The sequence below is a fragment of the Pseudomonas silesiensis genome, from assembly GCF_001661075.1.
GTDB lineage: Bacteria > Pseudomonadota > Gammaproteobacteria > Pseudomonadales > Pseudomonadaceae > Aquipseudomonas > Aquipseudomonas silesiensis.
In genome coordinates this window covers 4,235,299-4,260,513 of sequence record NZ_CP014870.1, presented here as the reverse complement: position 1 = coordinate 4,260,513, position 25,215 = coordinate 4,235,299, and the positions used below count along the sequence as shown (strand labels likewise).

Below are 25,215 nucleotides of genomic sequence, written 5' to 3'. Positions count from 1 at the left end.
TCATGGCAACTGCTTCGCGTCGATCAGCTCCAGCTGGGCCTTGGCTGCATTTTTCAGGTAGCGGCGCAGGCGCACCACGCCGAGGTCATGCTGGTACAGGTTCTCCCGCTGATTGGCGTCCGGCTCCATGAATTCGAGCAGCACCCGATCCTGTTCCAGCACGGCCCAGTGCCGCGCTTCCAGACGGTTCTTGTAGAGGAAGCGCCAGGTGTCACGCTGCCAGCCGGTCAGTGGCCGGCAACGCCAGTGGAACACCGCCGACAACGAGCGGCTGCTCGGCGTATAGCTGCCGATGATGGTGAAGTTGCCGCCGGGACCGCCGGTTTTCGGGTACGGGATTTCCAGGCGCAACCAGTGGCAGCTGTCGTCCATGAATTCGGTCCAGTCGAAGTTCACCCCGCGCTGGCCTTCCTTCTCGAAGAAGAAACCGTGGTCGGTGTCGCGGGTGACGAACCTGGCCGTGGCTTCGCCTTCGCTCATGGAGTGCGACATCTTGTGCAGGTAGGTGCCGTGCATCGGGTCCATGACGTTGTCGATGACGTAGCGGTAATCGCCTTTCCACTCGGCGTAGCACAGGAAGCTGCTCCACTCGGGGGAGGTCAGCTGCTCGGGCAGCACCAGTTCCGGCGGGCTGTCCTCGTGCGGGTTGGCGGCGTTGTAGAGGAAGATCGCGCCAGCGGCTTCACGGGTGTGGAACATCCGCGTCGGGCGGCTGCCTTCGAGTTTGCAACCCGGGCTGCCGGGGACTTTGGTCACGGTGCCATCGCAGCGCACTTCGACGCCGTGATAAGGGCACTGCAGGCGGTCACCCAGCACCGGGCCCTGGGACAACGGCGCGCCGCGATGGGGGCAGTGATCTTCCAGGGCATGCACGCTGCCGTCATTGTCGCGCCACAGGGCAATCTTGTAGCCCAGGCGACGGATCGACAGCGGTTTTTCACCCAACTGATCGGACGGCAGCACCGGGAACCACAGGTTCTTCAAGCCGTTGGCCAAGAGGTTTTCAACAGGATCGACGGTTGTATTCATGTTCATTTCTTATTGTCCTCCGGCGGGTCATTCGCCCAGCCGAGCCATCAGGGTTTTATAGGCATCCGCAGTCCACTCGCCGGTGGTCAGCGGGCAGGGCGGCCCGGCCAGGTTTAGGTGCGCGAGCAGGTCGGTCAGCTCGGTCACGCCATTGCCGAAAGCACGTTCGATGGAGTCGCCCAGCAACTCTTCGAACTGGGTGTTGGGCCGTTTGCGAGCCTGATGGGGCTCCAGGTAAGGTTCGGTATTGCTCATCTCATTGACCTCCATTGCGTACCCGTTCGCGGATCGTTTCGCCCACGGGAATAAAGTCGTATGTCGTTTCGCTCAAGGTTTCGGCTTGTCGGTGAGGAACTTGCCCTGGGGCGCTTCGACATGTTGCTGGCGCCGGGTGTTGCCATCGATGCCGCCGGCGATCGCCCATTCGGCGAACACCGTCGGGCCGGGTTCGAAGGTGCGAGGCTCCCATTCGCCGGTCAGTTGGTCTTCGTCGGCGTAGTACTCCACCAGCGCGCCGGCCGGGTTCTTGAAGTACCAGAAGAACGCGGACGATACCGGGTGCCGGCCGGGGCCGATTTCCGTGGCCCAGCCGCGGCGGGAAATGTGCATGCCGCCGCCGAACACTTCGTGCACATCGCGCACGGTGAAGGCGACGTGGTTCAGGCCGGCGCGAGGGGCGGGCAGTTGCAGCATGAACAGGTCGTGGTGGCCGCCTTCTTCGGCGGTGCGCAGGAACGCGCCGCGATCCGGATAGCGGTCCGAGGCCTGGAAGCCGAAACGCTCGTGGTAGAAGGCTTCGCAGGCGTTGACGTCCTTGACGAAGAACACCACGTGCCCGACCTCGATCGGCGTGGCATGGTCGTAGATCGGCGCGGCCTTGTTGATCCGGCCTTTGGTCTGCCAGGTGTTGTGGCCGCTGCACTCGATCTGCAGTTCCCGCTTGCGCGTCACTTGCAGGCGGATCGCCAGGCCGTTGGGGTCGGTGCAACCGACGCGCCCGTCAGCTTCAATGAAGCCTGGATCGTTGGCGATGCGCTCGCTGTACAGCTTCAGGTCAGCCTCGCTTTCGACGCCCCAGACCACTTCGCGCACGGTCGAACCGGCTTCGATCGCCGGCGGCAGGCCAGCCTTGTCGATGTCGGCGAGCACCACGCGGCAGCCGTTGAGGGTTTCGAAGATCACCTCGTCCGGCTGCTCGCTGACCTTGCTCAGGCCCCAGTCGCTGAAAAACCGCACGCTGGTCTCGAGGTCCTCGACGCCGTAGGTGACTTCATCAATGCCTAGAACGCTCATAACCCAACCTCCGTTTGCACACCGGCCCAGGCCAGTGGCTGTTCATTCATGCCCCAATAAAGGCTCTTCTGTTCCATGTACTGCAGGATGCCGAGGCGACCTTTTTCACGGCCCAGGCCGCTGTCGCGCCAGCCACCGAACGGGGTGGAAATCGAGAACTGCTTGTAGGTGTTGATCCACACCGTGCCGGCCTGGATTTTTCGACCCAGGGCCCAGGCGCGCTTGTAATCGCGGGTCCAGATGCCGGCGGCGAGGGCGTACAGGCTGTCGTTGGCCTGCTCGAGCAATTGCGCTTCGTCATCGAAGGGCATGGCCACCAGCACCGGGCCGAAGATCTCTTCCTGGCACACCTGCTGGCTGTTGCTCAAGCCTTCGAGGATGGTCGGCGGGTAGTAGTAACCCTGGTCGTACACGCTGCCGCTCGGGCGCTCGCCACCGAGCAGCAGGCGTCCACCTTCGGCTACCCCAAGCGCAACATAACGCTCCACCGATTCGCGGTGTGCGGCGCTGATCAACGGTCCCATCTGGGTACGCTCGTCCGCCGGATCGCCGACCCGCAATTCGGCCGCCGCCGCCACCAGGCGCGCCATGAAGGGTTCGTACAGCGCACGGGCGACAAACAACCGCGAGCCGGCGATACAGGCTTCGCCCGAAGAGCTGAAGATGCCATACAGCACACCCGCCACCGCGTGGTCGAGGTCGGCATCGTCGAGGACGATGGTCGGCGATTTGCCGCCCAGTTCCAGCGACACCGGCATCATCTTGTCGGCGGCGATGTGGGCAATGTGCTTGCCGGTTTTGGTGCCGCCGGTGAACGACACACGCTTGACCAGCGGGTGGCGGGTCAGCGCATCACCGAGCAGCGAACCCTTGCCCGGCAACACACTGAGCAGACCTTTCGGCAACCCGGCCTCTTCGCAGATCTGCGCCAGTTGCAGCGCCATCAGCGGAGTGATTTCCGCCGGTTTTATCACCACCGCGTTACCCGCCGCCAGGGCTGGCGCGACCTTCTGCGCTTCGCTGGCAATCGGCGAGTTCCACGGGGTGATCGCGGCGATCACGCCCATGGGTTCGTAGACGCTCATGCTGACGAAGTCACCACGGGACGGGGTGATGGTTTCCTCGAGGGTTTCACAGGCCGCGGCGAAGAACTGGAACGTGCCGGCCGCACTGGCCACCAGGGCCCGGGTTTCGTTGATCGGTTTGCCGTTGTCCTGACGCTGCAATTGCGCCAGTTCTTCACTGCGTGCGCGGATCAGTTCGGCGATGCGGTACAGCACGCTGGCCCGCTCGTGGGGTTTGCGCTGGGCCCAGCCGCTGTGCAGAAACGCCTGGTGCGCACCTTGTACAGCGTCTTCCACGTCGTCGACACTGGCGGCGTTGAGCCAGGCGACGGCCTCGCCGGTGGCGGGGTAGCAGGTGGCATAGCGCTCGCCGCGCCCCAGGCGCCAGTCGCCGGCAATGCAGATCGGTAAAGTCTGTTCGAGAGTCATGGACTGTCCCTTAAATCGAAATCGCGTGGGCATGGTTGCCCAAGGCGCGGACGACGCTGTAAACGGTCAGCGCCGAGGTCTTCGGGTTGGCCACCAACGGCTTGCCACGCAAGCTCAGTTCGAAACCGCCAAAGGCACCCCGGGCTTCGAAGTGATGCACGTTCTCCTCGCTCAGCGGGTCGGCGATCAGCGTCACGTGGGTGCGGTCCAGGCCGAGCCCGGCCAGCGACAGGGTCGCGGCGACGTTGGCATTCTTCGGGTAGAGCCGCGCAGCTTCCCGGGCGCTGCCCTGGAAAATCACCGTGGCTTCGCTGATGCTGTCCAGATCGCAGGCCTGTTCGGCCGGGGTGTTTTTCCAGGCGCGGGCCGGCTTGCGCCCGGTGTAGTTGACCGAGTCGAGGCCGCCGACCTTGGCCGCCGACAGCGCATCGATGCCGCCGATGGCGCCGGGCAGCAATTCGATGCGGGTCTGGCCGCGTTCGGCCGCCGCTTCCAGGCGTTCTACCAGGCCGACTTCGGACAGCGCGCCGACCGAGACGATCAGGCAGGCGATGCCGCGTTCCAGCGCCGGCAATACATGTTCTTCGATGGCGCGATGGCCGGCGCACTCGACCAACAGGTCGGGGCGCGCATCGGCCGGCAACGCCGTCAGCACCTGCGGCGGTTGTTTGAAACTGGCAAGCCGCTGGCGAACCAGCTCTTCCGAGCCGGCCGAGGCGATCACGTAGTCGACGCACAGCTGCGGGTCTTTCTCCAGCAGTTCGAGCACGCCGACGCCAATGGCGCCGCAGCCGATCATGGTGATGTGCAACATGACGAAGTCCTCAAGCCGTGGCTTTCTGCGCTTTGGTTTCGCTGTTGGGCGGGCCGGCGAACTGGGTGGCGAAGCTGCCGACGGCGAGCATGTCGACTTCCAGCAGGAACGGACCGGGTTGCGCCAGCGCGCCGTCGACGACCTTGCCGAAATCCTTGAGGTCGGTGACCAGGCCGTGGCGCAGGCTCAGGGATTCGGCGAGCTTGGAATAATCCGGGGTGTGCAGGTCGACGTAGCAGTGACGGCTGCCGTAGACCGCGTCCTGAATATTGCGGATCACGCCGTAGCGCTGGTCGTTCATCAGCAGGATCACCACGTTGGCGTTCTCTTGCACCAGGGTCGCCAGCTCACCGAGGTTGAGGATGAAACCGCCGTCACCGGCCAGGGCGAAGACCTTGCGCTCAGGCGCCGTTTCCGCTGCCGCGACTGCCGCGCCAATGCCCATCGACAAGCCCTGGCCAATGCCGCCGCCGAGGGCATGCACGCCGGCGCGCGGGTGGTACAGCGTCAGCAGGCGGTTGCCCCAGATGCTGTTGGACAGCGTGACGTCGCGCACCCAGGTGAAATTGCGCCCGGTGATGGCTTGCAGCTGTTCGACCATCGCCGAGTACGGGCCGAGGTCGGCGATCAGTTGCGTGCGGGATTTTTCGCGGACGGCCTTGAGTTCGGCGAGGAAGGTCGGGTCGATCTGCAAGCGACCTTCGAGACGATCCGCCAGGCCTTCAAGGGCCAGTGCCGCGTCACCGCAGATGAACAGCTCGCTGTTGTAGCTGCGCCCTTCGATGGCCGGGTTGGCGTCGATGCGCAAGGTGTTGCGCGGCAATTTCAGCGCGTACTTGAAGGTCTCGTTGCTGCGCAGGCGGGAGCCGGCGATCAGCAGGGCGTCGCAGCTTTGCAGGAACTGCTCGACCAGTTTGTTCTGCGAGAACGCGCCGAGGCAGCGCTCGTCATCTTCGTTGACCACGCCGCGACCCTGGGTCGAGGTGATCACGCCAACGCCCATGTCCAGCAGGCGTTTGACTTGCGGGCCGGCATGCCGCGCGCCGCCGCCCAGCCACAACAGCGGGCGAGTGGCGCTGGCCAGACGCTCGGCGACCAGGTCCAGCGCTTCGGGCGCAGGTACGGCCACCGGGATCGGCAGCGGCGACAGGTCGGTCGGCATCGGGATAAAGGTCGACTGGATGTCGATCGGGATTTCCACGCTGACCGGCCCGGTAGGCGCAGTCAGTGCGGTCTGCACGGCCAGCTTCAGGGTGCTGATCGCGGTTTCGACGCTGCGCACCCGGAACGCGGCCTTCGACACGGCCTTGAGCATGGTCAGTTGATCGCGGGCTTCGTGGATGTAGGCGAATTCCTGATCCAGGTACGGCGTTTCGATCTGCCCGGTGATGTGCAGGAGCGGCGTGCCGGCGGTCAATGCTTCGACCATCGCCCCGGCGGCGTTACCGGCCGCGGTGCCGGTGGACGTCAGGCACACGCCCAGGCCACCGGTGGTGCGGGCATAGGCATCGGCCATGTTGGTGGCGCCGGCTTCGCCCCGGGCCATGACGAAGCGGATGTTGCCGCGTACGGCGAACGCATCGAGGATCGGCATGTTGTGGATCGAGATCACGCCGAACGCGGCCTTGACCTCGCACTGCTCGAGGAACGCGGTGATGGCGGCGCCAACGGTGACAGTATTTTCATTACGCATGGCGGGACAGGCCTCCGGATACATCGATATGGCTGCCTGTGGTGTAAGCCGACAGAGGCGAGGCCAGAAACAGGATCGCGCGGGCCGCTTCAATCGGCAGGCCCAGGCGCCCCAAGGGAATGTGTTTTTGTTGAGCCAGGCGGGCGGTCCATTGGCTCCAGTCCAGCTCCCGCTCTTCACGGGCTTCGAAACGCCGGCGCCATTGCCCGGACTCGACCAGGCCAATCAGGATGCCGTTGACCCGAATGCCATCCACGGCGAATTCGGTGGCCATCGAGCGCACCAGGTTCATCACCCCGGCGCGGGCGGCCGAGGTGGCGACCATGTGCGGCTCCGGCTGGCTGGCCAGCAGCGAATTGACGCAGACGATGGCCGCGTCCGGTTCACCCTGCAGCTGCGCCTTGAAGGCACGAACCGGGTTGATCACCGAAAAGAATTTCAGGTTCAGCTCTTCGGTCCAGGCGCTGTCGGTGGTGTCGGCGAAGGTCGAGACCCGACCTTGTCCGGCGTTGTTGATCAGCACGCTGGCCGGCCCCAACGCAGCCAGGCTGGCGGCGGCAAAGGCATTGACCGAGTCGGCATCGAGCACGTTGCACACCCGGGCCAGCAACCGCGCCTCGGGAAAGCGTTGGCGCAAGGCCGCTTCGACGCTGCGCAGGCGGTCTTCGTCGCGACCGCAGAAGGCCACGGCGGCGCCGGCTTCGAGCAGCAACTCGACACAGGCCAGGCCAATCCCGGAGGAGCCGCCGGTCACGATGGCCGTGCTGTCTTGCAGTTGATAGAGACTCATCTCAATCCCTCATCAGGGCGGTCACGCGGTGCTGGCCGTCGTGGCCGGCAGCGCTGTTGTAGTCGAGCAACCGCGACAGCTCGTCGGCGCTGCGACGCACCTGCAGGAGCAATTCGTTGAAGTTGACGTGGGCGATCTGCGTGGTCGGAATGGTCACGCCCAGGGCCGCGACGATCTGCCCGGATTGATCGCGCACCGGTGCGGCGACGGTGGAAATGGCTGACTCGAAGAAGCCTTCACCGCTGACGAACCCGCGCTGGCGGTCGGCCTGGACCATGTCGAACAGTTCCATCACGGTCTTCGGCGTGCAGGGCGAGAACTGCTCCAGGTGATCTTCCGGGTACAGCTCGCGCAGCTCGGCCAGCGACAGGTCTTCGAGCAGGATGCGCCCCAGGACCGTGGCGTGGGCGGGCAGGCGGGTGCCGACATTCACCGCGCTGGAGAACACCGACGGCGGCGAGACCTTGGCCACGTAGACGATCGAACGGCCGTCGCGCACCACCAGGTTACTCGGGTAGTTGAGGCGATCGCACAGGCGGGCCAAGAGCGGCTGGCCGAGTTCGGTCAGTTCCAGCGAGGCCAGGTATTCGAAGCCCAGGCGCAGCACCGACATGCCCAGGCGATATTCATTGCCGCTGCGGGTGACGAAGCCCATGGTTTCCAGGGTCGTCAGCAAGCGGAAAATCGTCGAGCGCGGCAGCGCCAGGCGCCGGGCCAGTTCCGGCGCGGTCAGCGTGCGGTTGCGCCGGCTGAACTCGCACAGCAGCAGGAGGCCGCGCTCCAGGCCCGGCACGATGTATTTGTCCTGAGCGTCCTTCAGCAGATCTGAATCGTTCATAGCGATGCACCAGTCAGGGATTCTTTGATGGCACAGGCCAGACGGCCCGCCACCACACAAGGTTGTTCGATGGGGCTGGCATGCCCGGCATCGGCGATAAGGTTGAACGTGCCGCACAGGGCCTTGGCCAGGGTCAGGCAGCTTTCGGGCGCGGTGATGCGGTCGGCTTCGCCGCAATGCACTTCGCACGGCATCGACAGCGGGGCGTGGCGCAGCAGGTCATCGCCGCACAGCAGCTCAATGGCCTGGCGATAACCCTCGGGATTGAGCCGGGCCATGTTCCACTGCACCCAGGCGTGCGCCTTGGGGCTGGCGTGGGGCGAGAGCATGTAGGCACTGCGTTGTTCGGCCATGCCCTGGATGCCCAGTTGATCCAGGGCACGCAGGCGTTTGTTGCGCACTTCCTGGCGCTGCAGGGCGCGCGATGGATGGCCGTAGCCCTGGGCCGGGCTGATCAAGACCAGCCGGCTGATGCGCTGCTGGTGCACGCCGCTGGCGAACGCCGTGGCGGTGATCGCCCCCAGTGAGTGACCCACCAGCACACAGCGCTGGATGTCCAGGGCGTCGAGCATCTGCAGCAGCCGTTCTGCGTAGTCCGACGCGTCCGGGGCCAACGCTCTCAACGGCGTGGAATCGCCATAGCCGGGCGCGTCCCAGGCGATCACCCGGGCGCTCTGGCCAAGCTCTTGCGCCACCTGCAGCCACGACGCCGAGCCCGAGCCGATTCCGTGCAGCAACACGATGGCCGGCCCGGCCCCGCATTCGCGTACGGCCTGGCGGGCACCTGCGAGCTCCAGCGTGCGCTGGGGAAAGTGCAGGGCCAGCTGGGCCTGGAGGTCGGCCGTGAGCGGCGGGACGAGTGTGTCGATGGCGTGCAACATGGGCTTATCCGCGCTTGATCGAGGCCAGGGGGTGTTCTGGCGGGTAGGTCGGGGTGACGGGTTTTTTCGCGCCGAGCATCACGCACATCAACGCGTCTTCATCGCCGATGTTGATCTCTTCGCGGTACACGCCGGGCGGCACGGAAATCACGTCGCGGTCGGTGAGGATGGTTTCGAAACGCTCGCCGTCCTTTTCGATCACCACCTTGAGTTTGCCGCGCAGCACGAAGAACACTTCTTCCACGTCGGTGTGCAGGTGCGGCGGGCCTTCGTGACCGGCCGGAATCACCATGGTGGAGAAGGTGAAGTTCTCCGATGGAATGGTGTTCATGTCCGTGCTGACGCCAGTGCCGCCGGTGCCGATGTAGCGCATCTGCGCGCGGCGGAATTTCGGGTCGTAGTCGGCCTGGAACTTCAGGGCGTTCCAGTCGTACTTGCGCGTCTCGTAGCGGGCGATGCGGGTCTGCATCCAGCTTGCAAGGTTGCTGCCGGCGGGTTGTTCCCAGCTTTTGGGGGTGTTTTGCTGCGCGGATAAATCGGTCATGGCTATCTCCTGATCAAGGCATGACGAACCCGCCGTTGACCGGCAGGGTTTGTCCAGTGATGAAGCGGGCGAGGTCGGACAGCGCGAACAGCACGGCGCCGCTGACGTCTTCGGGAAGTTGTGGGCGCTGAATCGCCCGCTGGTCGTTGTACAAGCGATGACGCGCTTCGGGCACGTAGGCGGTGGCTTCGACCAGCACCAGGCCGGGCGCGATGGCATTGACCGTGATGTTGTCGCCGCCCAGTTCCCGCGCCAGGCTGCGGGTCATGGCGATGATCGCGCCCTTGCTGGCGACATAGGCCAACAGGTTCGGCGCGCCCCACAGCGGGGTGTCGGACGCCAGGTTGACGATGGCGCCATGGCCGCTGGCACGCAGGGCCGGCAGACAGGCCTTGGTCATCAGCCAGGTGCCGCGCACGTTGACCTGCATCACCTGGTCCCAGGTATCGAGGCTCAGCTCTTCGCAGGTCTTGCCGCCGGAATTGGTGATCGACGCGTTGTTGACCAGGCCGTCCAGCCCACCGAGCAAATGGGTGGTCTCAGCGATGCAGGCATCGATCGAATCCGGTTGCGCCAGGTCCAGGGTCACCCCATAAACGGTCAGGCCTTCAGCGACCAGTTCGGCGGCCGATTGCTGGACGCGCTCGGCGAGAATGTCGGCGATCACCACCTGGGCACCGGCGCGGCCGATGGCCTGGGCGAAGGCGTAACCCAGGCCGCGGGCGCCCCCGGTGACCAGCACGCGACGGCCTTCGAGCAAACGATTGAGGGCTGTCATCATTGAGTACTCAGCATGGCTTTTGGCATGTAGTGCAGGATGCGTTTCTCGGCCCAGACCACCGCGCCGTAAGCGAGCACACCGATCAGCGTCAGCATGACGATGGCGACGAACACGCCCGCGGTATTGCCCTGGCCTTCGGCATCCACCAGCAGGAAGCCCAGGCCCTGGTTGCCGCCGACCAGTTCACCGACGGTGACGCCGATCACGGCCAGGGTCGAGGCAATGCGCAAGCCGGAGAACAGCGCGGCCATGGCCGACGGAAACTCCACCAGGCGGAAGATCTGCCAGCGGCTGGCGTTCATGGTCCGCACGAGGTTGATCATGTCCGGGTCCACGGTGCGGATTGCCGACAGCACGTTGATCATCACCGGGAAGAACACGATCAGGATGGCGATCAGGATCTTCGGGTAGATGGTGTAGCCCAGCCACATCACGAACAGCGGGGCGAAGGCGACTTTCGGCGCGATCTGCAGCGCCAGGATGTACGGCGACAGCATGGCTTCAGCGGCGGGCGAGAGGCCCAGCGATACGCCGATCGCCACGCCGAGCAGGGCGCCCAGGCCGAAGCCGACGATGATCTCGAACGCGGTGATCAAGGTGTGCTGCAACAGGCCGCCGGTCTGCCACATCACCACGCTTTCCTGGGCCACGCGGCTCAGTTGCGGCATGACGAATTCGGGCATGCCGAGCAGTCCCGGGCCCCATTGCCAGAGCACCAGGAACAGGATCAGCAGGGCGACGCTGCCGAGCATGGAGTTATTGAGGTTTTTCATCGTGTCGTTACCTTGTTGTCACTGACCGTCATTGCGCGGCGGTTTGGGTGTCGATGAACTGGTTGGTGTACAGGTCGTCGAGCTTCGGCTCCTGGGTGACGATGCCTTCGCTGACATAGAACTGGCGGACCGCTTCCAGTCGGGCCGGATCGATGCGGCCCAGTACGGTCTGGTTGGCATAGACGTGCTCAACGTAGAGCTTGAAGATTTTCTCCAGCGAATCTTCCTTGCCGGCATAGGCGGGAACAGCCTTGGCGAAAGTCACGGCGGCAGCGCGTGGGTCCGCAATGATGTCGCGCATGCCCTGCAGCGTTGCCTGGACCGTGCCGCGAACAATGTCCGGGTGATGCTTGATGGCATCGTCGGAGGCGATGATCGACTGGGCCATGCTTTCGAAAATCTGCGATTGCGGGATCAGCTTGATCTTCAACCCGGCTTCTTCGGCGTTGACCACCCAATCCGGCACACCGGCCATGGCCTCGGCTTTGTCCGCCGAGAACAATTGCCAGACACCTGCCGGGCCGGCAGCCTGGATATTCACATCGTTTTTGCTCAGGCCGGCTTTACGCAGGGAGGCAAGCAGGGCGTAGTAGGTGGTGTCCGAGTAAGACATCACCGTCATGGTCTTGCCCTTGAGGTCGGCGATCGAGTTAATGTTTGCGTCGGCATTGGTGGCAATCATGGTCACGCCGCCGGCGCCCAGCACCGCGACCGCGCGTACCGGTATTCCATTGGCCCGCACCACAATCGGCGTATCACCGAGGGCGCCACCGAGCATGGCGTTACCGGCCCCGATCTGTTTCGCGACATCCACACCGCCCTTGGCCGCGATGAACTTCATGTTCAGGTTCCGGGCGGCGTAGTAACCCTTTTGCTGGGCGATGATCCACGGCGCAAACGCCGGCAGGTTCGGAGGTGCCGGTAACAAATAGGTCACGTCGGTCGACTGCGCCTGGGCAGCGAAGGCCAGGCCCAGGCCGAGCGCAACGGCGCTGGCCTGGCTGAAACGTTGAAACAGAGACTTGAGCATGGGTACTCCTGAAAAGGTTGATGGCCACGAGGGCGTTGATCAATGCAGTTCGGTGTCTTCGCCGACTTTCAGCAGCTCCATCAGGCGACCGGCCAGCGGCCCGATCTCCGGCAGCTTGCGGCGCTCCAGCGGGTTGTCGCGAAACGGCAGGTCGACGCTGATTTCTTCGATGATGGTGCCGGGGCGGGCGCTCATGACCAGCAAGCGGTCGGACATGGCGATGGCTTCGATCAGGTCATGGGTGATGAACAGGGCGGTTTTCTTTTCATCGAACAGCATCCGCGCCATGTCCTGCTGCAGGATCATCTTGGTCTGTGCATCCAGGGCCGAAAACGGTTCGTCGAGGAACAGCACCTGCGGGTCGATGGCCAGGGTGCGAGCCAGTGCGGCGCGCTGGCGCATGCCACCCGACAGCTGGAAGGGGTAGTGGTCGGCAAAACCTTGCAGGTGGCAGCGATCGAGCAGATCTTTGGCCACCGCCTGCCGCTTGGCGGCCGGCACACCCTGGATTTCCAGGCCCAGTTCGACGTTGCGGCGAATGCTGCGCCACGGCATCAGCAGGTCTTTCTGCAGCATGAACGCGACCTGGCGGACCGGACCGGTGACGGCTTCACCGCCGACGAAGACTTCGCCTTCGGTGGGGCGATACAGCCCGGAACCCATGTTCAGGATGGTGCTCTTGCCACAACCGGAAGGGCCGATGATCGACACCACTTCACCGCGGCGGATCTTGAAATTCACCTCTCGAATGGCAAACGGCGCTTCGGACTTTCCCTTGGCCGGGAAGCATTTGCCGACATTGCGGAATTCAATTTCGGTGGGCTCCGGATTGTCCTTGGGAGCGGGCTTATTCCATTGAGGGGCGACGGCGTACATCTCGTTCACAGCCATTGGGAAGGGTCTCTGGTCTGTTTTATAGGTGATACGCCGTTTAGTGCATGAACAATGCCAGCTCTGTGAGGATTTTGTTTTTTGTCAAAAACTCCTTTGTTATTAGATGTTTAAGGAGATTTCAGGTTATTTGTCGCGTTTCATATATGAAACGCGGTTTCTTATTTGGCACGAAATTGCCCATCGATTGTGCGACGCCGGGAAAAATGCGAGCACGCAGTGCCTTTTTAGGTAACGTCGTATGTCGGGAAATGGCGGATTTGTTTCGTGTATGAAACGAAGGGGAGTAACGCTGGGAGGTAACGCTGCGCAGACGTCGACCTGAGCGACAGCCGGCCTGGCCCCTGTAGGAGCGAGCTTGCTCCGGGCGGCGTTCCGACGATGGTGGTTAACGATAACGAGTGTGGATACTGACGGGTGGCGCTGATCATCGTGAAGGGCACCCAAATTCCTGCTGGGCATCGGGGTCGGTCACATCGTTGTCCGTTGGGGGGGGGGCGGGAGGTGGTTATGGGTGTTTCCGATGTTATTCCAAGAGCCGGTTATTGGGTGGCCAATATGGTTGCGGGGCTGTCATTCCTGCAGCCGGCGAACATATCCAGTTTCGGGTCGTAGACATGGGTGCGAACGTTGAGTAGTCCGAGTATCGAATGGAACAGGTTGTCCTGACTCAGATAACCAGTTCGGGTTTTTTGCAGGCATTCGGTATCAACGGCAAACGAGTGCTGATAGTTGTCAGAAAGCCAAACCATCAAAGGAACATGTTTTTGCTGATCAGGCGCCAGCAGGTAAGGCGTTCCGTGCAGGAACAGGTTGTACTCACCCAGCGACTCGCCGTGATCCGATAGATACATCATCGCCGTGTCTACTTTGTCCTGTTGGCTACGCAATATGTCAATCAAGCTGGCCAGAACATGATCGGTGTACAGGAGGGTATTGTCATAGCCATTGACTATGCTGTCGCGGCTGCATTGGTCCAGCGCATTACTTTCGCAAACGGGCGTAAATTTCTCGAAGGCTTTCGGGTAACGCTTGAAGTATTCCGGGCCGTGACTGCCCATCTGGTGCAGTACCAGAACCGTGTCTTTATCAAGGTGATCAATGAAACTTTGCAGGCCCTGCAGGAGGATCTCATCCCTGCATTCTTTATTGGCGCAAAGGTCCGGGTCTTTCAGGTTGCTCACATCCTCAAAGACGACCCGGTCGCAAGTGCCTTTGCAGCCGGACTGGTTGTCGCGCCAGACTACGTCTATCCCCGCACGTTTGAGTACATCCAGCAGACCTTCTTCGGTTTTTGCCGTCGAAGCGTCATAATTCTTGCGTCCCATATTGGAAAACATGCACGGCACCGATACAGCCGTTTCCGTTCCGCAGGAATGAACATCAGTAAAAGCGATCACACCAGGCTCTTTATCCATCTGTGGCGTGGTGTCTCGGTTGTAACCCAGGATGCCAAAATTTTCAGCTCGGGCACTTTCCCCGACCACTAGCACCGTCAGGGATTTGCGCGAATGTTGCGCCTGGCGGGTATCCCGGATCGCATCTTCGCCTATCGTCTTGAAGGGCTTTTGCGCGGTGACCAGTTGCTCGCGCAAATAGCTGAACGATGCGCCGATGTAATTGCTGGGCACAACCATCAGCCGCAATTCATGATGGTTGCGAAAAAGCGATGACAAGCCTTGGTAATTGAGCAGGGCGACGCCGCCTATGACCATGGCACAACCGATACTGATCAGGGTCTTGCAGATGAGCTCTCGCGGCGGTTGGCGAAAGAGGATCGGTGTTTTCCATAGGATTAAAGAGGGCAGGACGCCCAGCAGTACCCAATACGCGAGCAGTTTAAGTGACAGTAGATCCCACACTTCGGTGGCATTGGTTTCTGCGAAGTTACGCAGCATCCCGGTATCAATCAATACACCATAACGACTCATGAAATAGGCGACGCCCGCGCTGATCATGAACAGGGCAGTCAGTACCGGTTTCAATGTTTTACGAAAGGCCAGCAAAGTAAGTACGATATTAAAGGCGAAAAAGACCATGACGGCGAAAGCCAGTCGCGGCAACATGCCCGTGGTGTCCGTTATGCTGAAAAGATGGTGCCAGAGTGTGGTATTGAAACCAATTAACAGGAAGCCACTGGCAAACAATGTCATCACTTCAGGGCGTACGGCTTTAATGTTAAACATGTTGTCTGCTTTATCGAAATGAGGGAGCGCCCGTTGGCTGAGCGAGATGTCTCCAATGGCGCAGACTCTAGGCAGCGATTCATAAAAATTTCGTGAAAAATATGCCGGTAAAAAATGGAGTCGACATAATATTGATTTATGCCGGTTTTTTAACAGCTTGACCCGCGCGCGAGCCAATAGACGTTAAGCGACATTTGTAATTATTTTTTCACATTGTTTTCACCGTACCCCTACGTTACTCACTTTAACGTGCGGCTCATGATGCGCAAACGTCAGGTAGTGATGCGTTCAGAAGTTGAGCCTGGCTGTTGCCAACAATGTTTTTTGCAGGAGCGATCGTGTGCCCCCCGCTTTTATTAATAATTCATAACGGAGCCCCTCGATGGCTATCGCATTACCGCTTCGTGTGTCCCGTCCTTTTGATTTTCGTCTTGCGCTAGGCATTCCGATTTTTCTGATGGGGTTGATGTTGTTACTCGATCCGACAGCCCTGGATTTCTCTATTGCCCGGATGTTCTATGTGCCTGGGGCCGGTTTCATCGGGCGCCAGAGTTACTGGCTGGAAAACATCCTGCACGACCGCGCCAAGCAGGTCGTGATCCTGGTATTTGTCTTGCTGCTGATTGCCTTTCTGGTCAGCCGTGTTTCTTCAAAACTCCATGAATGGCGTCGGCCGCTGGGCTACACCATTCTGGCCATGGCACTGACCACGTCGATCGTCACGCCCCTCAAGGCAGTGACGGCGGTGCATTGCCCATGGAGCCTGAGTGACTTCGGCGGTAGCGAAACCTATACACCGTTGCTCAGTCATCGCGCGCAGACGCTCAAGCCGGGCCGCTGCTGGCCCGGCGGTCATGCGTCTACTGGCTTCTCGTTGCTGGCCCTGTTCTTCGCCTTGCGCGACCGTCACTCACAAGGGGCGCGAATCGCCCTTGGGGTTGCCCTGGGATTGGGCGCGATTTTCTCCGTGGGCAGGATGATGCAGGGGGCTCATTTTCTTTCCCACAACATCTGGACCTTGTTACTTGATTGGGTGATTTGTGTGCTCCTGTACCGCTGGCTGCTTTACCGTCCTGAGGCGCGGGCCCTTAAGACTCGGGAAAAATCGGTGGCAGGATTGGAGAAGGGATGAAATGCCCCCTGTGCGAGCCTTGGGTAAAAGTGCCCTCGCACTGCTGGCTGTCCGCATTTGCCCGATACTGCCCGCCGCGACGGGCAGCAACCGACCTTTGCAGACATTCATAACAATCAAGCTAAAAGGCCGGCTTGGCCGGTCCCGATGAACGAAGCGAACGTTTTGAACGCATTGTCAGGCGTATTCAACGTAATGCTCCATCTAAAAACTTTCCGCCTCGGGCGCACGGAAGGCCTTACTGTAGTAGCCGGACTGGTCGAAACAGCAAACCTGCTTCTTGCCGGATGCAAGCATATCGCAGGCATCGACAATTCGTTTTGCGCGCGTCTTAAGTTGCTTGGCTGAAGTAATCCAGTGTATCCAGTCTACGCGTGCGATGGTCGTCGTAGTGTTCCAGACTTTACGAGCCTCAGGAGTGGCTGCCAGTGCCTCCTGAAAATCTGGTGGGATGTCAGGCTCGGGTTCCTTCTTCACAGGGGCTAGCTCTAGTGTAACCATGCCGCCGACGGCCGTGCCTGCGGCTTCGAGTAACTCTCCACTTACCTGCAGCCAATGGCTCAGCTGACCATCCGGCTCAAGGGTTGCCTGGAAGTGGTGCCCATTGATTGTGCCTTCAACTGTCGTCCTTCCTCGCCTCGGAAGCTGTTCACTCGCGTCTCTTGGCAGTACTACGAACGCCCACGACGTATCATTACCAGGCTTTGCCGGACGAAGAAGCTTTGCTTCGAATCTGGATTTCACATCGATTGTTGTCATTGCAACTCCTCCCACTAATACGCCTGACTACTCTCTGGCGACCTCACTGTCGTTTTTAAACGCGACGGTGGTGTCGTAAACGTTCCGTGTCGTCCCGCGTTGCTAAAAAAGCAAAAGTCATTTGCGATTTGAGCGGATTGTTGCATCACGAGTCCGAAGTTAGCATCGATCCATCGCTGCAACTCATCTGACTTTTAGCGTGAGTCCAAGACAGTCTGCATTGTTCACCTGTCGCTCAGCTGATCGTCCTCCCACTCGATCAAATATGGAAACTCCAATGTCGACACTCTTCGAAGAATTCCGCATGGGCGACACCACGCTCAAAAATCGTATCGTGATGGCGCCTTTAACCCGCTCTCGCGCACCCGATGATGCCGCCGATGAACGAGTGGCCTTGTACTACGCGCAGCGCGCCACCGCAGGCTTGATCGTCAGCGAGGGCACGCCGATATCCCGTGAAGGTCAAGGCTACCTCTTCAATCCCGGCATCTTCACCCCCGAGCAGATCGCTGGATGGCGCCTCACCACCCACTCGGTTCATTCCGTGGGTGGCAAGATGTTTGCGCAAATCTGGCACGTGGGTCGTGTGTCGCATCCGTCGATCCAGGAGGGCGGGAAACTGCCGGTGAGCGCCACGTCGAAGCAAGCGGTTGGCGCGACAGCTTTCGGCTACGACGCTGACGGCAAGCCGGCGTTGGTAGAGCCACCTGCGCCGCGCCAGCTCACAACGGCCGAGGTTTCGCGGATTGTCGGTGAGTTCGCGCAGGCGGCCGAAAATGCGATCGAGGCAGGTTTTGATGGCGTAGAAATTCATGGTGCCAATGGCTATCTGTTCGAGCAGTTCATGAATCCGCTGGTCAATGATCGAACCGATCAGTACTCCGCTGATCAGTTGGAAAATCGTCTGCGCTTCACCCTGGAAGTCATCGACGCCGTGGTTGCGCGGATTGGCGCGGGCCGTGTGGGCATCCGTATTTCGCCCTATGGTCAACTGTTCGATATGCCGTTGTACGAGCAGATCGATGAAACCTACACCGCGCTTGCTACAGAGATAGGCGCTCGGCAACTGGCCTATGTTCATGTCATGGATCAGTCCGGATTTCCTGCACCGGGTACCGAGGGTGGCGGTGGCGGCCCGAAAGCGACCTTTATCAGTTTGCTGTCGACCATGAAATCAAAATTGCCTGACACAGCGCTCATTTTGGCTGGCGGTATGTCGCGCCAACGTGCGCAAGACCTGATCAATGATGGCATCATCGACCTCGCCGCGTTTGGCACTGCTTACATCAGCAACCCTGATCTTGTGGCGCGCCTGCAGAACAACTGGCCTCTGACCGAAGCCAAGCGCGAAACCTTCTACGGCGGCGGGGCCGAAGGTTATGTCGATTACGCGCCCCATCGAGGGTAAGCAGTCGCGACCCGGCAAGGTTCCACCTTCTGAGGGATAGGCAGCCGTCACCGGTACTCGGTGCGGCTGCTTTTTCATGCCTGGTGCAAATAGACCTCAGAGACGGGGCCGAGAGGACAATCAGCAGCCATTCTGTTTTAGTACAGATCACTGAGCTTCATGAGCAAGCAGCTCATTCAGCTTTTGCCCGACTGGGAGGGGGCGGTTGAGCAGACGCCAAGCCAGATACATTTGATTTCCCCCGAGAATCGACTCCGCTCCCAGAAGGTTCCCGTGGTGTGGGACTACTTCATCAATGCGATTGGCGTTCCTCCCTATTGGGAGGATCTCAGTGGGTCTCGAACTGACGGTGATATTAAAGCGTTATGAGCTAATAACCGGAATCTTATAGCGGTTCGCTCAGTTTTATCGTGGCTTAGTTATAGGGTCGATCTTCTATCCTTATAATAATTGGTGATTAGTCACAGCTGCTATTATGTCTTTATGATTGGTCCTACAACCACTCGTGAGACAGGAGGTAGCTCGATGACAATTCAAATTAAACCTGTTGCTGGTCGAATTGGTGCGCAACTGGAAGGTGTGAAGTTGGGTGGAAACATCAGTGCTGAGCAATTCGAATTTATTAACGAGGCGCTGCTGAAATATAAAGTGCTGTTCTTTCGCGACCAACATCTGAATGACGCCGAGCACGAAGCTTTTTCCCGTCGTTTCGGTGATCAGGTACCACATCCCACCGTACGTTCCGCCGAGCAAAGTGCTGCCATCCTGCACTTGGACGCCAAGGAAACCCGAGCCAATTCCTGGCACACCGATGTAACCTTCGTGGCTAATTATCCGAAGATTTCCATATTGCGCGGTGTGGTTATTCCACCTTACGGCGGTGACACGGTGTGGGCTAATACCGCAGCGGCTTACACCGACTTGCCCGAGCCATTAAAACAACTGGCAGATAGTTTGCGCGCGTTGCATACCAACGTGTATGACTACGCGGCGCCACGTAATACTGACGAGTCGGGTATCAGGCGTTATCGCGAACAGTTTACCGCCGAAGTTTATGAGACCGAGCACCCTCTGGTGCGAGTGCATCCAGAGTCGGGCGAAAGAAGTTTGTTGCTGGGGCACTTTGTTAAACAGATTCAGGGTGTCAGCAATAGCGATTCGAAACAACTTATTCGCTTGTTCCACGACCGTATTACCCATGTCGACAACACCGTGCGCTGGCGCTGGCAGGAGGGTGACGTGGTGATCTGGGACAACCGCGCCACGCAGCACATCGCGATTAACGACTATGGCGATGCCCAACGCATCGTGCGCCGAACCACCATCGACGGTGATGTGCCGGTTGGCGTTGACGGTCGCTTGAGCCAAGCGCTCAAGCCAAGCCCGGATACCCGCTCGCCGAAAACCGAAGCCGATAAAAAACACCTCGCTGCGTAACAAACGAGTCTCATCGACACAAGGAAGGTTTCTATATGAAACTCAAAGGTATCCCCCTGTTTCACAAAGGCCGCATCGCTGCAGCACTGGCTGCGCTTCTTGCAATACCCTTGGCGCAGGCCGATGTATTGCGCATTGGAGTAGCGACGGCCGGCGGCGGTGACCCGGTAACGTTCAGTGGCTCGACCTTGGGCATTGTGCGCAATCAGCAACTGCTGGAAAAGGCCTTCGCTGGAACCGGTACCGAGGTGCAATGGTTCTTTTTCAAGGGCGCTGGCCCCGCGGTAAACGAAGCCTTATCGAACCAGCAACTTGATTTCGCCTACCAGGGCGATCTGCCCGCAGTCGTCGGGCGTTCCAATGGGCTGGACACCAGACTGCTGGCCGCGCTGGGTGTACGTGCCAACCTTTACCTGGCAGTTCCCAAGGGCTCCGAACTCAAAAGCATCGAGGATCTGAAAGGCAAGAAGGTGGCGGTCTTTCGTGGAACCAACGGCCATCTGGTGACGATCAATCTTTTGGCGGCGCATGGTCTGACCGAGCGCGATATCAAGGTCATCAACCTCGATACCGGAAGCACTCAGGCAGCCTTGGTATCCAATGGAGTAGATGCCGCATTTGGCGGCCGCGAATTGTTCAAGCTTCGCGATCAAGGCCTGATCGACATCATTTACGACAACCCCACTCAGGATGTGCGCTACACCCGACAGACCGCACTGGTGGTTCGGGGTGCCTATGAAAAAGAACATCCGGACAAGGTGCAAAAGGTTGTCGACACGCTGGTGGATGCGGCGAAATGGACATCGGATGACAGCCATCGTGATGCAGTCTTCACTGAGTGGGCCAAGAGTAATGAGCCCGCAGAATCACTACGCGCCGACTTTACCGGCGTAAGCCTCAGGGACAAAGCTTCGCCTCTGGTTGACAACTTTCTGCTTGGCCGCTATCAGGCCGTGGCGGACCAGGCCAAGGAAGAAAAACTCATCCGTCGCCCCGTCAGCATCGATGGCTGGTTCGAGACCAGTTACCTGCAAAAATCCCTGAAAGCCAAGGGGCTTGAAAACTACTGGACGCCCTACGGCCCGGATGGCAAACAGCCGGCTGGCAATGCAGTAGCGGTCGCGACCAGCAGGCAAGGGAGCTAGGCAAATGGCCAGGGCACAGACCGTCAGATTAGCGCCGTACGCGACGCCGGCATTACCGAGCGACAACGTCAAACGCTTGCCACCATCACCGGCCCGTTCAGTACGCAAGGTAGAGGTGCTGCGTCCGTCGGCCTGGTCCTTCAATCCGGGTGATAAAGCCTTGCCCTGGCTATTGCCGCTGGTGTTGCTCGGCTTATGGTACTTGGGGGTGGAACGCGGTTGGCTTTCAGAGCAGGTGCTCCCACCGCCAGGCTACGTTTATCAAACCTTGTCGGACCTGGTCACCTCCGGTGACCTGTGGCTGAACGCGTTCGCCAGCATGCAACGGGTGGTCGTCGGATTTGCGTTGGGTGCACTCGTCGGCATAGCGCTGGGCCTGGCCATGGGGATTTCCAAAACGGTCGAGGATTATCTTTTACCCACCTTCAACGCGCTGGTGCAAATACCGGTACTGGGCTGGCTGCCGTTTGCCTTGCTGCTGTTCGGCATCGGCGAGACGCTCAAGTATGTGCTGATTGCCAAGGCGGCCATGGTGCCGATCACTCTGTGTACGTTGCAGGCTTTCCACCAGGCGCCCAAAGGGCTGTTGGAAGTCGGCCGGGCCTACGGCTTCAGTCGTCGGCAAAGCGTCACCTCCATCGTCTTGCCGGCGGCCATCCCGACGCTGTTCACTGGTTTGCGTCTGGGCTTCACCAAAGCCTGGTTATCGCTGGTAGTGGTTGAGTTGGTGGCATCGAGTGAGGGGCTGGGTTACCTGATCGTCTATGGGCGCCAGCTGTTTCAACTGGACCTGGTGATGGCGGCCGTTGTGGTGGTCGGTGCTCTCGGCCTGTTGATAGACCGCGGTTTCGACTACCTGGAACAACGCTTGAGTCGTGGTCGGCCAACGGCCGGGGGGCGACTGTCATGAGTGCGATCATGTCAGCAGGCAGCCGTAACCGCGGATATCGCGGATGGGTCTTGCCAATTGCCGCCATTGCCGTGTGGTGGCTGGCTTCGAGCCAGGGCTGGAGCCAATCGGGCTTGCTCGTTTCGCCGGAAAAAGTCGCCACCACGGCTTGGGATCAAATGGCCTCGGGCAAATTCTGGCGGGCAATTTCTGCCAGCCTGGCGCGTAACCTCAGTGGCTTTTTTATCGGTACCACGCTCGGCCTGGTATTGGGTTGCCTGCTGGGCCTGTCGCGGTATTTCCAACGTCTTGTGGGTCCGAGTTTCAATACCTTCAAACAAATTTCTCTGTTCGCCTGGATCCCGTTGATCTCGGTGTGGTTCGGCCTGGGCGATGTGGCCAAGGTCGTGTTCCTGTCACTGGCAGCGCTGGTGCCGGTGGTGGTGAATACCTGCGACGGTTTACGCAATGTCCCACCCAACCTGTTGGAAGTGGCGCGGGTATACGGCTTCACCCGTTGGCAAACCATCATCGGGGTCATGCTTCCCGCCGCCTTGCCGTCGATTTTCACGGGGATTTACCTGGCGCTGGTCTATTCCTGGCTGGCGACCATCGGTGCCGAATACCTGCTGGTATCGGGGGAGGGGATCGGCAACACGCTGATTGATGGCAGCGAACATTTCATGATGGACCTGGTGTTATTTGGAATGGTGGTTATCGGCCTGGTGGGCTGGGGCCTCAACGCATTGGCCCGGACACTTGAACGGCGAATGCAGCGCCTGTACGGCATCGCGCCTCGTTGATTGGCATTTTCAAAAGGATTGCAACATGCTCAACAATAGCCTGACCCTCGAAAACATCAGCAAGCGTTTCGCTTCCCGACCGGGCAGTTCGACTCAACTGCAAGTACTCGACAACATCCACCTCGACATCGCTCCCGGGGAGTTCATCAGCATCGTCGGGGCCAGCGGCTGCGGCAAATCCACGCTGCTGCGACTGATTCTTGGACTGGACGAAGAATATGACGGGCGCATCCTGCTGGATGGCAAACCCATCGAAGGCACTGGCCTGGAACGTGGCATCGTCTTTCAGGATCACCGCTTGTTCCCCTGGCTCAATGTGGAACAGAACGTCGCTGTCGGGCTCAAGAATTCACCCCTGAGCGCTGGGCAGAAACGCGACACCGTGCGCGAGCACATTGAACTCGTCGGCCTGCAAGACTTTATCGATGCCTACCCTCATCAGATATCCGGCGGCATGGCGCAACGCGTGGCCATAGCCCGCGGCTTGGTCAATCGCCCGAGCGTGCTGCTACTGGATGAACCGCTGGGTGCCCTCGATGCCTTGACCCGTGCGCGACTGCAGGGCGAGCTGCAAAACATCTGGGTCAAGGAAAAAATCACCATGATCCTGGTCACGCACGATGTTGATGAGGCGGTATTCCTGGGTGACCGCGTGGTGGTGATGCAGCCCAACCCAGGCCGCATCCGGCGCATCGTCGACATCGATCTGCCGCGTTCACGCAACCGCAGTGACAGCCGCTTCATCGCCCTGCGCGACGATGTGCTGAGCGATTTTGCCGAGCTGCACTGAGCCCCTGCGCCTGACGCCGTGCGCAGGCTTGTTTTTTTCAAACTCAATTTTTTCAGGGAACGGAAAATGTCCGAACGCCAGCTCAGCCTCAACCTGTTTATCTATCCGAACGGCCATCACGAAGCGGCCTGGCGTCACCCGCAGTCGGTGCCGGAATCCTCCATGGATATCGGCTATTACCAGCAACTGGCACTGCGCGCTGAACGCGAGAAACTTGATGCGATTTTCTTCGCGGATTCGCCTTCACTGGCTGAAAGCGGGCATGAGGGGTTACGCATTCGTTTCGAACCCATCACCTGGCTGGCAGCGATTGCCGCAGTGACCCAACGCATAGGCCTGATCGCCACGGCCAGTACGACCTACAGCGAACCCTACAATCTGGCTCGCTCGTTCAGTGCGCTGGACCACCTCAGCAAGGGGCGCGCGGGCTGGAACATCGTGACCACCTCCATGGCCGCTGCAGCCGCCAATTTTGGTCTGGATAAACATCCCTCGGCGTTTGACCGCTATGCTCAGGCCGAAGAATTCGTGCAGGTGGTCGGTGACCTGTGGGACAGCTGGGAGGACGATGCGCTGGTGCTGGACAAGACGTCCGGGGTGTTTGCCGATGGCGACAAGGTGCATGCGATCAACCACGTGGGTGCCCACTACAAAGTAAAGGGCCCATTCAACTCTCCGCGCTCGCCACAGGGGCGGCCGGTACAGGTGCAGGCCGGGTCTTCCGAAGATGGCCGTGATTTCGCCTCCAGGCATGCCGAAGCGATTTTCACCGCACACCAGACCCTGCAAAGCGCCACCGAATTCGCCAACGATATCCGTGCTCGGGCGAAGGCGGCGGGGCGCGATCCTCGCCGGCTGAAAATTCTCCCGGGCATCAGCCCCTACATCGGTAGCACCGAAGCCGAAGCGCAGCGCAAGTTCGACGAGCTCAACGAACTGGTGCTGCCGCACATCTCCTTGGGTCAGCTACGCCGCATGCTGGGGGTCGACCTGACCGGGCACGATCTGGATGCACCGTTCCCGCGTCACCTGATCAACTTCGACAGCAGCGAAAGCCAGTCGAGCCGTTTCAAATTGATCATCGACATTGTCGACCGCGAGAAACCGACGCTGCGCCAACTGATCAATCGCCTGGCCGGTGCTCGTGGGCATTGGGCGCCGGCAGGTACGCCGGTGCAGATTGCAGATTTGATCGAGCAGTGGTTCCGCAGTGGTGCCGCCGATGGTTTCAACGTGATGCCGCCAGCGTTCCCCGAAGGCTTTGAAGTGTTCCTCGATGAAGTGCTGCCGATACTGCGCAAGCGTGGCCTGTTCCGCAGTGAATATTCGGGTAGTACTCTGCGCGAGCATTACGGCTTGAATCGCCCGGATTCGCGTTTTTCCCTGAAGTCCGCCTGAGCGAGGGGCAGAGAGTCTTACAAGACGCCCGAGGCTGCTCACGGGCGTCAGGTTCCTGCAGGTGTGCGCATCTGACTCCATCTCCATGCCAATTTTGTGAACATTGCGAAAAAGTGATCGACTGCTTTAATGGAATCTGCAGCGCCAACCGAAGCGAAGCAGCGTGGCCATCAGGTGCTGAGCACGGTTCAGCTAACGTGAATATACAGCGGCCCAATCACAGGACAGTGTCGATGATTAATGAATCAAAAATCCGGGAACGAGCTTATGCGCTGTGGGAAAAGGATGCATGCCCGGAAGGAGCTGCACTCTTCTACTGGCGTCTCGCCGAAGATCAGCTCGCGGCTGAACTGCGGTCATCCAGAGCCGCCCCCCTGATGCAGACGTTGGAGGAGCGAAAAGCGGCGTAGCTCAATCG

26 protein-coding genes are annotated in these 25,215 nt (G+C 60.2%); 10 read left to right on the top strand and 16 right to left on the bottom strand.

Annotation, left to right across the window (positions count from 1 at the left end; genetic code table 11):
* The 15 genes from PMA3_RS18890 to PMA3_RS18820 all read right to left on the bottom strand — a co-directional run bounded on the left by PMA3_RS18890 (position 1) and on the right by PMA3_RS18820 (position 15,036).
* Entirely contained in the window at positions 1 to 1,035 is a 1,035-nt protein-coding gene (locus tag PMA3_RS18890) for an aromatic ring-hydroxylating oxygenase subunit alpha (protein ID WP_064678606.1), read from the bottom strand.
* Between the two features lie 21 nt (positions 1,036 to 1,056).
* Positions 1,057 to 1,284: a recombinase-like helix-turn-helix domain-containing protein gene (locus PMA3_RS18885; protein ID WP_064678605.1), complete on the bottom strand. Its 228-nt coding sequence runs from the start codon at positions 1,282 to 1,284 to the stop codon at positions 1,057 to 1,059.
* Positions 1,285 to 1,356: 72 nt separating this feature from the next.
* Positions 1,357 to 2,322, bottom strand: a complete 966-nt coding sequence (locus tag PMA3_RS18880; RefSeq protein ID WP_064678604.1) for a VOC family protein — start codon at positions 2,320 to 2,322, stop codon at positions 1,357 to 1,359.
* On the bottom strand, positions 2,319 to 3,815 hold the full coding sequence (locus tag PMA3_RS18875; protein ID WP_064678603.1) for an aldehyde dehydrogenase: 1,497 nt from the start codon (positions 3,813 to 3,815) through the stop codon (positions 2,319 to 2,321). Before PMA3_RS18875 ends, PMA3_RS18880 begins: the two co-directional genes overlap by 4 nt.
* Before the next feature lie 10 nt (positions 3,816 to 3,825).
* A complete protein-coding gene (locus PMA3_RS18870; protein ID WP_064678602.1) occupies positions 3,826 to 4,629 on the bottom strand; it encodes an aspartate dehydrogenase in 804 nt (267 codons plus the stop codon).
* 10 nt (positions 4,630 to 4,639) lie between these two features.
* A complete protein-coding gene (locus PMA3_RS18865; RefSeq protein ID WP_064678601.1) occupies positions 4,640 to 6,322 on the bottom strand; it encodes a thiamine pyrophosphate-binding protein in 1,683 nt (560 codons plus the stop codon).
* Complete coding sequence (locus PMA3_RS18860) at positions 6,315 to 7,112, bottom strand: SDR family oxidoreductase (RefSeq protein WP_064678600.1); 798 nt, start codon at positions 7,110 to 7,112, stop codon at positions 6,315 to 6,317. Before PMA3_RS18860 ends, PMA3_RS18865 begins: the two co-directional genes overlap by 8 nt.
* 1 nt (position 7,113) lies before the next feature.
* Positions 7,114 to 7,950 carry an IclR family transcriptional regulator gene (locus PMA3_RS18855; protein ID WP_082930373.1) on the bottom strand — a complete coding sequence of 279 codons (837 nt, stop codon included), beginning with the start codon at positions 7,948 to 7,950 and terminating at the stop codon, positions 7,114 to 7,116.
* Entirely contained in the window at positions 7,947 to 8,831 is an 885-nt protein-coding gene (locus PMA3_RS18850; RefSeq protein WP_064678599.1) for an alpha/beta fold hydrolase, read from the bottom strand. The genes PMA3_RS18855 and PMA3_RS18850 overlap by 4 nt, the downstream gene beginning before the upstream one ends.
* 4 nt (positions 8,832 to 8,835) lie before the next feature.
* Positions 8,836 to 9,375, bottom strand: coding sequence for a cupin domain-containing protein (locus PMA3_RS18845; RefSeq protein WP_064678598.1), 540 nt, complete (start codon positions 9,373 to 9,375; stop codon positions 8,836 to 8,838).
* Positions 9,376 to 9,388: 13 nt separating this feature from the next.
* Positions 9,389 to 10,156, bottom strand: a complete 768-nt coding sequence (locus PMA3_RS18840; protein ID WP_191637822.1) for an SDR family oxidoreductase — start codon at positions 10,154 to 10,156, stop codon at positions 9,389 to 9,391.
* Complete coding sequence (locus PMA3_RS18835) at positions 10,153 to 10,929, bottom strand: ABC transporter permease (RefSeq protein ID WP_064678597.1); 777 nt, start codon at positions 10,927 to 10,929, stop codon at positions 10,153 to 10,155. The genes PMA3_RS18840 and PMA3_RS18835 overlap by 4 nt, the downstream gene beginning before the upstream one ends.
* Positions 10,930 to 10,957: 28 nt before the next feature.
* Positions 10,958 to 11,959 (bottom strand): ABC transporter substrate-binding protein, encoded by a 1,002-nt coding sequence (locus PMA3_RS18830; protein WP_064678596.1) that lies wholly within the window; start codon positions 11,957 to 11,959, stop codon positions 10,958 to 10,960.
* A gap of 39 nt (positions 11,960 to 11,998) precedes the next feature.
* The gene (locus tag PMA3_RS18825; RefSeq protein WP_082930372.1) at positions 11,999 to 12,850 is read right to left on the bottom strand and encodes an ABC transporter ATP-binding protein; all 852 of its coding nucleotides are present in this window, start codon (positions 12,848 to 12,850) and stop codon (positions 11,999 to 12,001) included.
* Between the two features lie 542 nt (positions 12,851 to 13,392).
* Positions 13,393 to 15,036, bottom strand: coding sequence for a phosphoethanolamine transferase (locus PMA3_RS18820; RefSeq protein WP_064678595.1), 1,644 nt, complete (start codon positions 15,034 to 15,036; stop codon positions 13,393 to 13,395).
* A 382-nt stretch (positions 15,037 to 15,418) separates the two neighbouring features.
* Between PMA3_RS18820 and PMA3_RS18815 the strand changes: the two genes are divergently transcribed.
* Positions 15,419 to 16,168, top strand: coding sequence for a phosphatase PAP2 family protein (locus PMA3_RS18815; protein WP_064678594.1), 750 nt, complete (start codon positions 15,419 to 15,421; stop codon positions 16,166 to 16,168).
* Between the two features lie 204 nt (positions 16,169 to 16,372).
* Here PMA3_RS18815 and PMA3_RS18810 read toward each other — a convergent pair whose 3' ends face one another.
* On the bottom strand, positions 16,373 to 16,927 hold the full coding sequence (locus PMA3_RS18810) for a YdeI/OmpD-associated family protein (protein ID WP_064678593.1): 555 nt from the start codon (positions 16,925 to 16,927) through the stop codon (positions 16,373 to 16,375).
* A 277-nt stretch (positions 16,928 to 17,204) separates the two neighbouring features.
* On the opposite strand from PMA3_RS18810, the gene PMA3_RS18805 reads away from it, so the two are divergent.
* From PMA3_RS18805 to PMA3_RS30955, 9 genes are all read left to right on the top strand, one after another.
* Entirely contained in the window at positions 17,205 to 18,335 is a 1,131-nt protein-coding gene (locus tag PMA3_RS18805; protein WP_102136432.1) for an alkene reductase, read from the top strand.
* Between the two features lie 159 nt (positions 18,336 to 18,494).
* Complete coding sequence (locus PMA3_RS18800) at positions 18,495 to 18,704, top strand: hypothetical protein (protein WP_064678591.1); 210 nt, start codon at positions 18,495 to 18,497, stop codon at positions 18,702 to 18,704.
* 156 nt (positions 18,705 to 18,860) lie between these two features.
* On the top strand, positions 18,861 to 19,772 hold the full coding sequence (locus tag PMA3_RS18795) for a TauD/TfdA dioxygenase family protein (RefSeq protein WP_064678590.1): 912 nt from the start codon (positions 18,861 to 18,863) through the stop codon (positions 19,770 to 19,772).
* 35 nt (positions 19,773 to 19,807) lie between these two features.
* Entirely contained in the window at positions 19,808 to 20,917 is a 1,110-nt protein-coding gene (locus PMA3_RS18790) for an ABC transporter substrate-binding protein (RefSeq protein ID WP_064678589.1), read from the top strand.
* A gap of 4 nt (positions 20,918 to 20,921) precedes the next feature.
* Positions 20,922 to 21,827, top strand: coding sequence for an ABC transporter permease (locus tag PMA3_RS18785; RefSeq protein WP_064678588.1), 906 nt, complete (start codon positions 20,922 to 20,924; stop codon positions 21,825 to 21,827).
* Complete coding sequence (locus tag PMA3_RS18780; protein ID WP_064678587.1) at positions 21,824 to 22,609, top strand: ABC transporter permease; 786 nt, start codon at positions 21,824 to 21,826, stop codon at positions 22,607 to 22,609. The genes PMA3_RS18785 and PMA3_RS18780 overlap by 4 nt, the downstream gene beginning before the upstream one ends.
* A 25-nt stretch (positions 22,610 to 22,634) precedes the next feature.
* Positions 22,635 to 23,399 carry an ABC transporter ATP-binding protein gene (locus PMA3_RS18775; RefSeq protein WP_064678586.1) on the top strand — a complete coding sequence of 255 codons (765 nt, stop codon included), beginning with the start codon at positions 22,635 to 22,637 and terminating at the stop codon, positions 23,397 to 23,399.
* A 66-nt stretch (positions 23,400 to 23,465) separates the two neighbouring features.
* On the top strand, positions 23,466 to 24,797 hold the full coding sequence (locus tag PMA3_RS18770; protein WP_064678585.1) for an LLM class flavin-dependent oxidoreductase: 1,332 nt from the start codon (positions 23,466 to 23,468) through the stop codon (positions 24,795 to 24,797).
* 233 nt (positions 24,798 to 25,030) lie between these two features.
* Positions 25,031 to 25,207, top strand: a complete 177-nt coding sequence (locus tag PMA3_RS30955) for a DUF2934 domain-containing protein (RefSeq protein WP_082930371.1) — start codon at positions 25,031 to 25,033, stop codon at positions 25,205 to 25,207.
* The last annotated feature ends 8 nt before the right edge of the window (positions 25,208 to 25,215 follow it).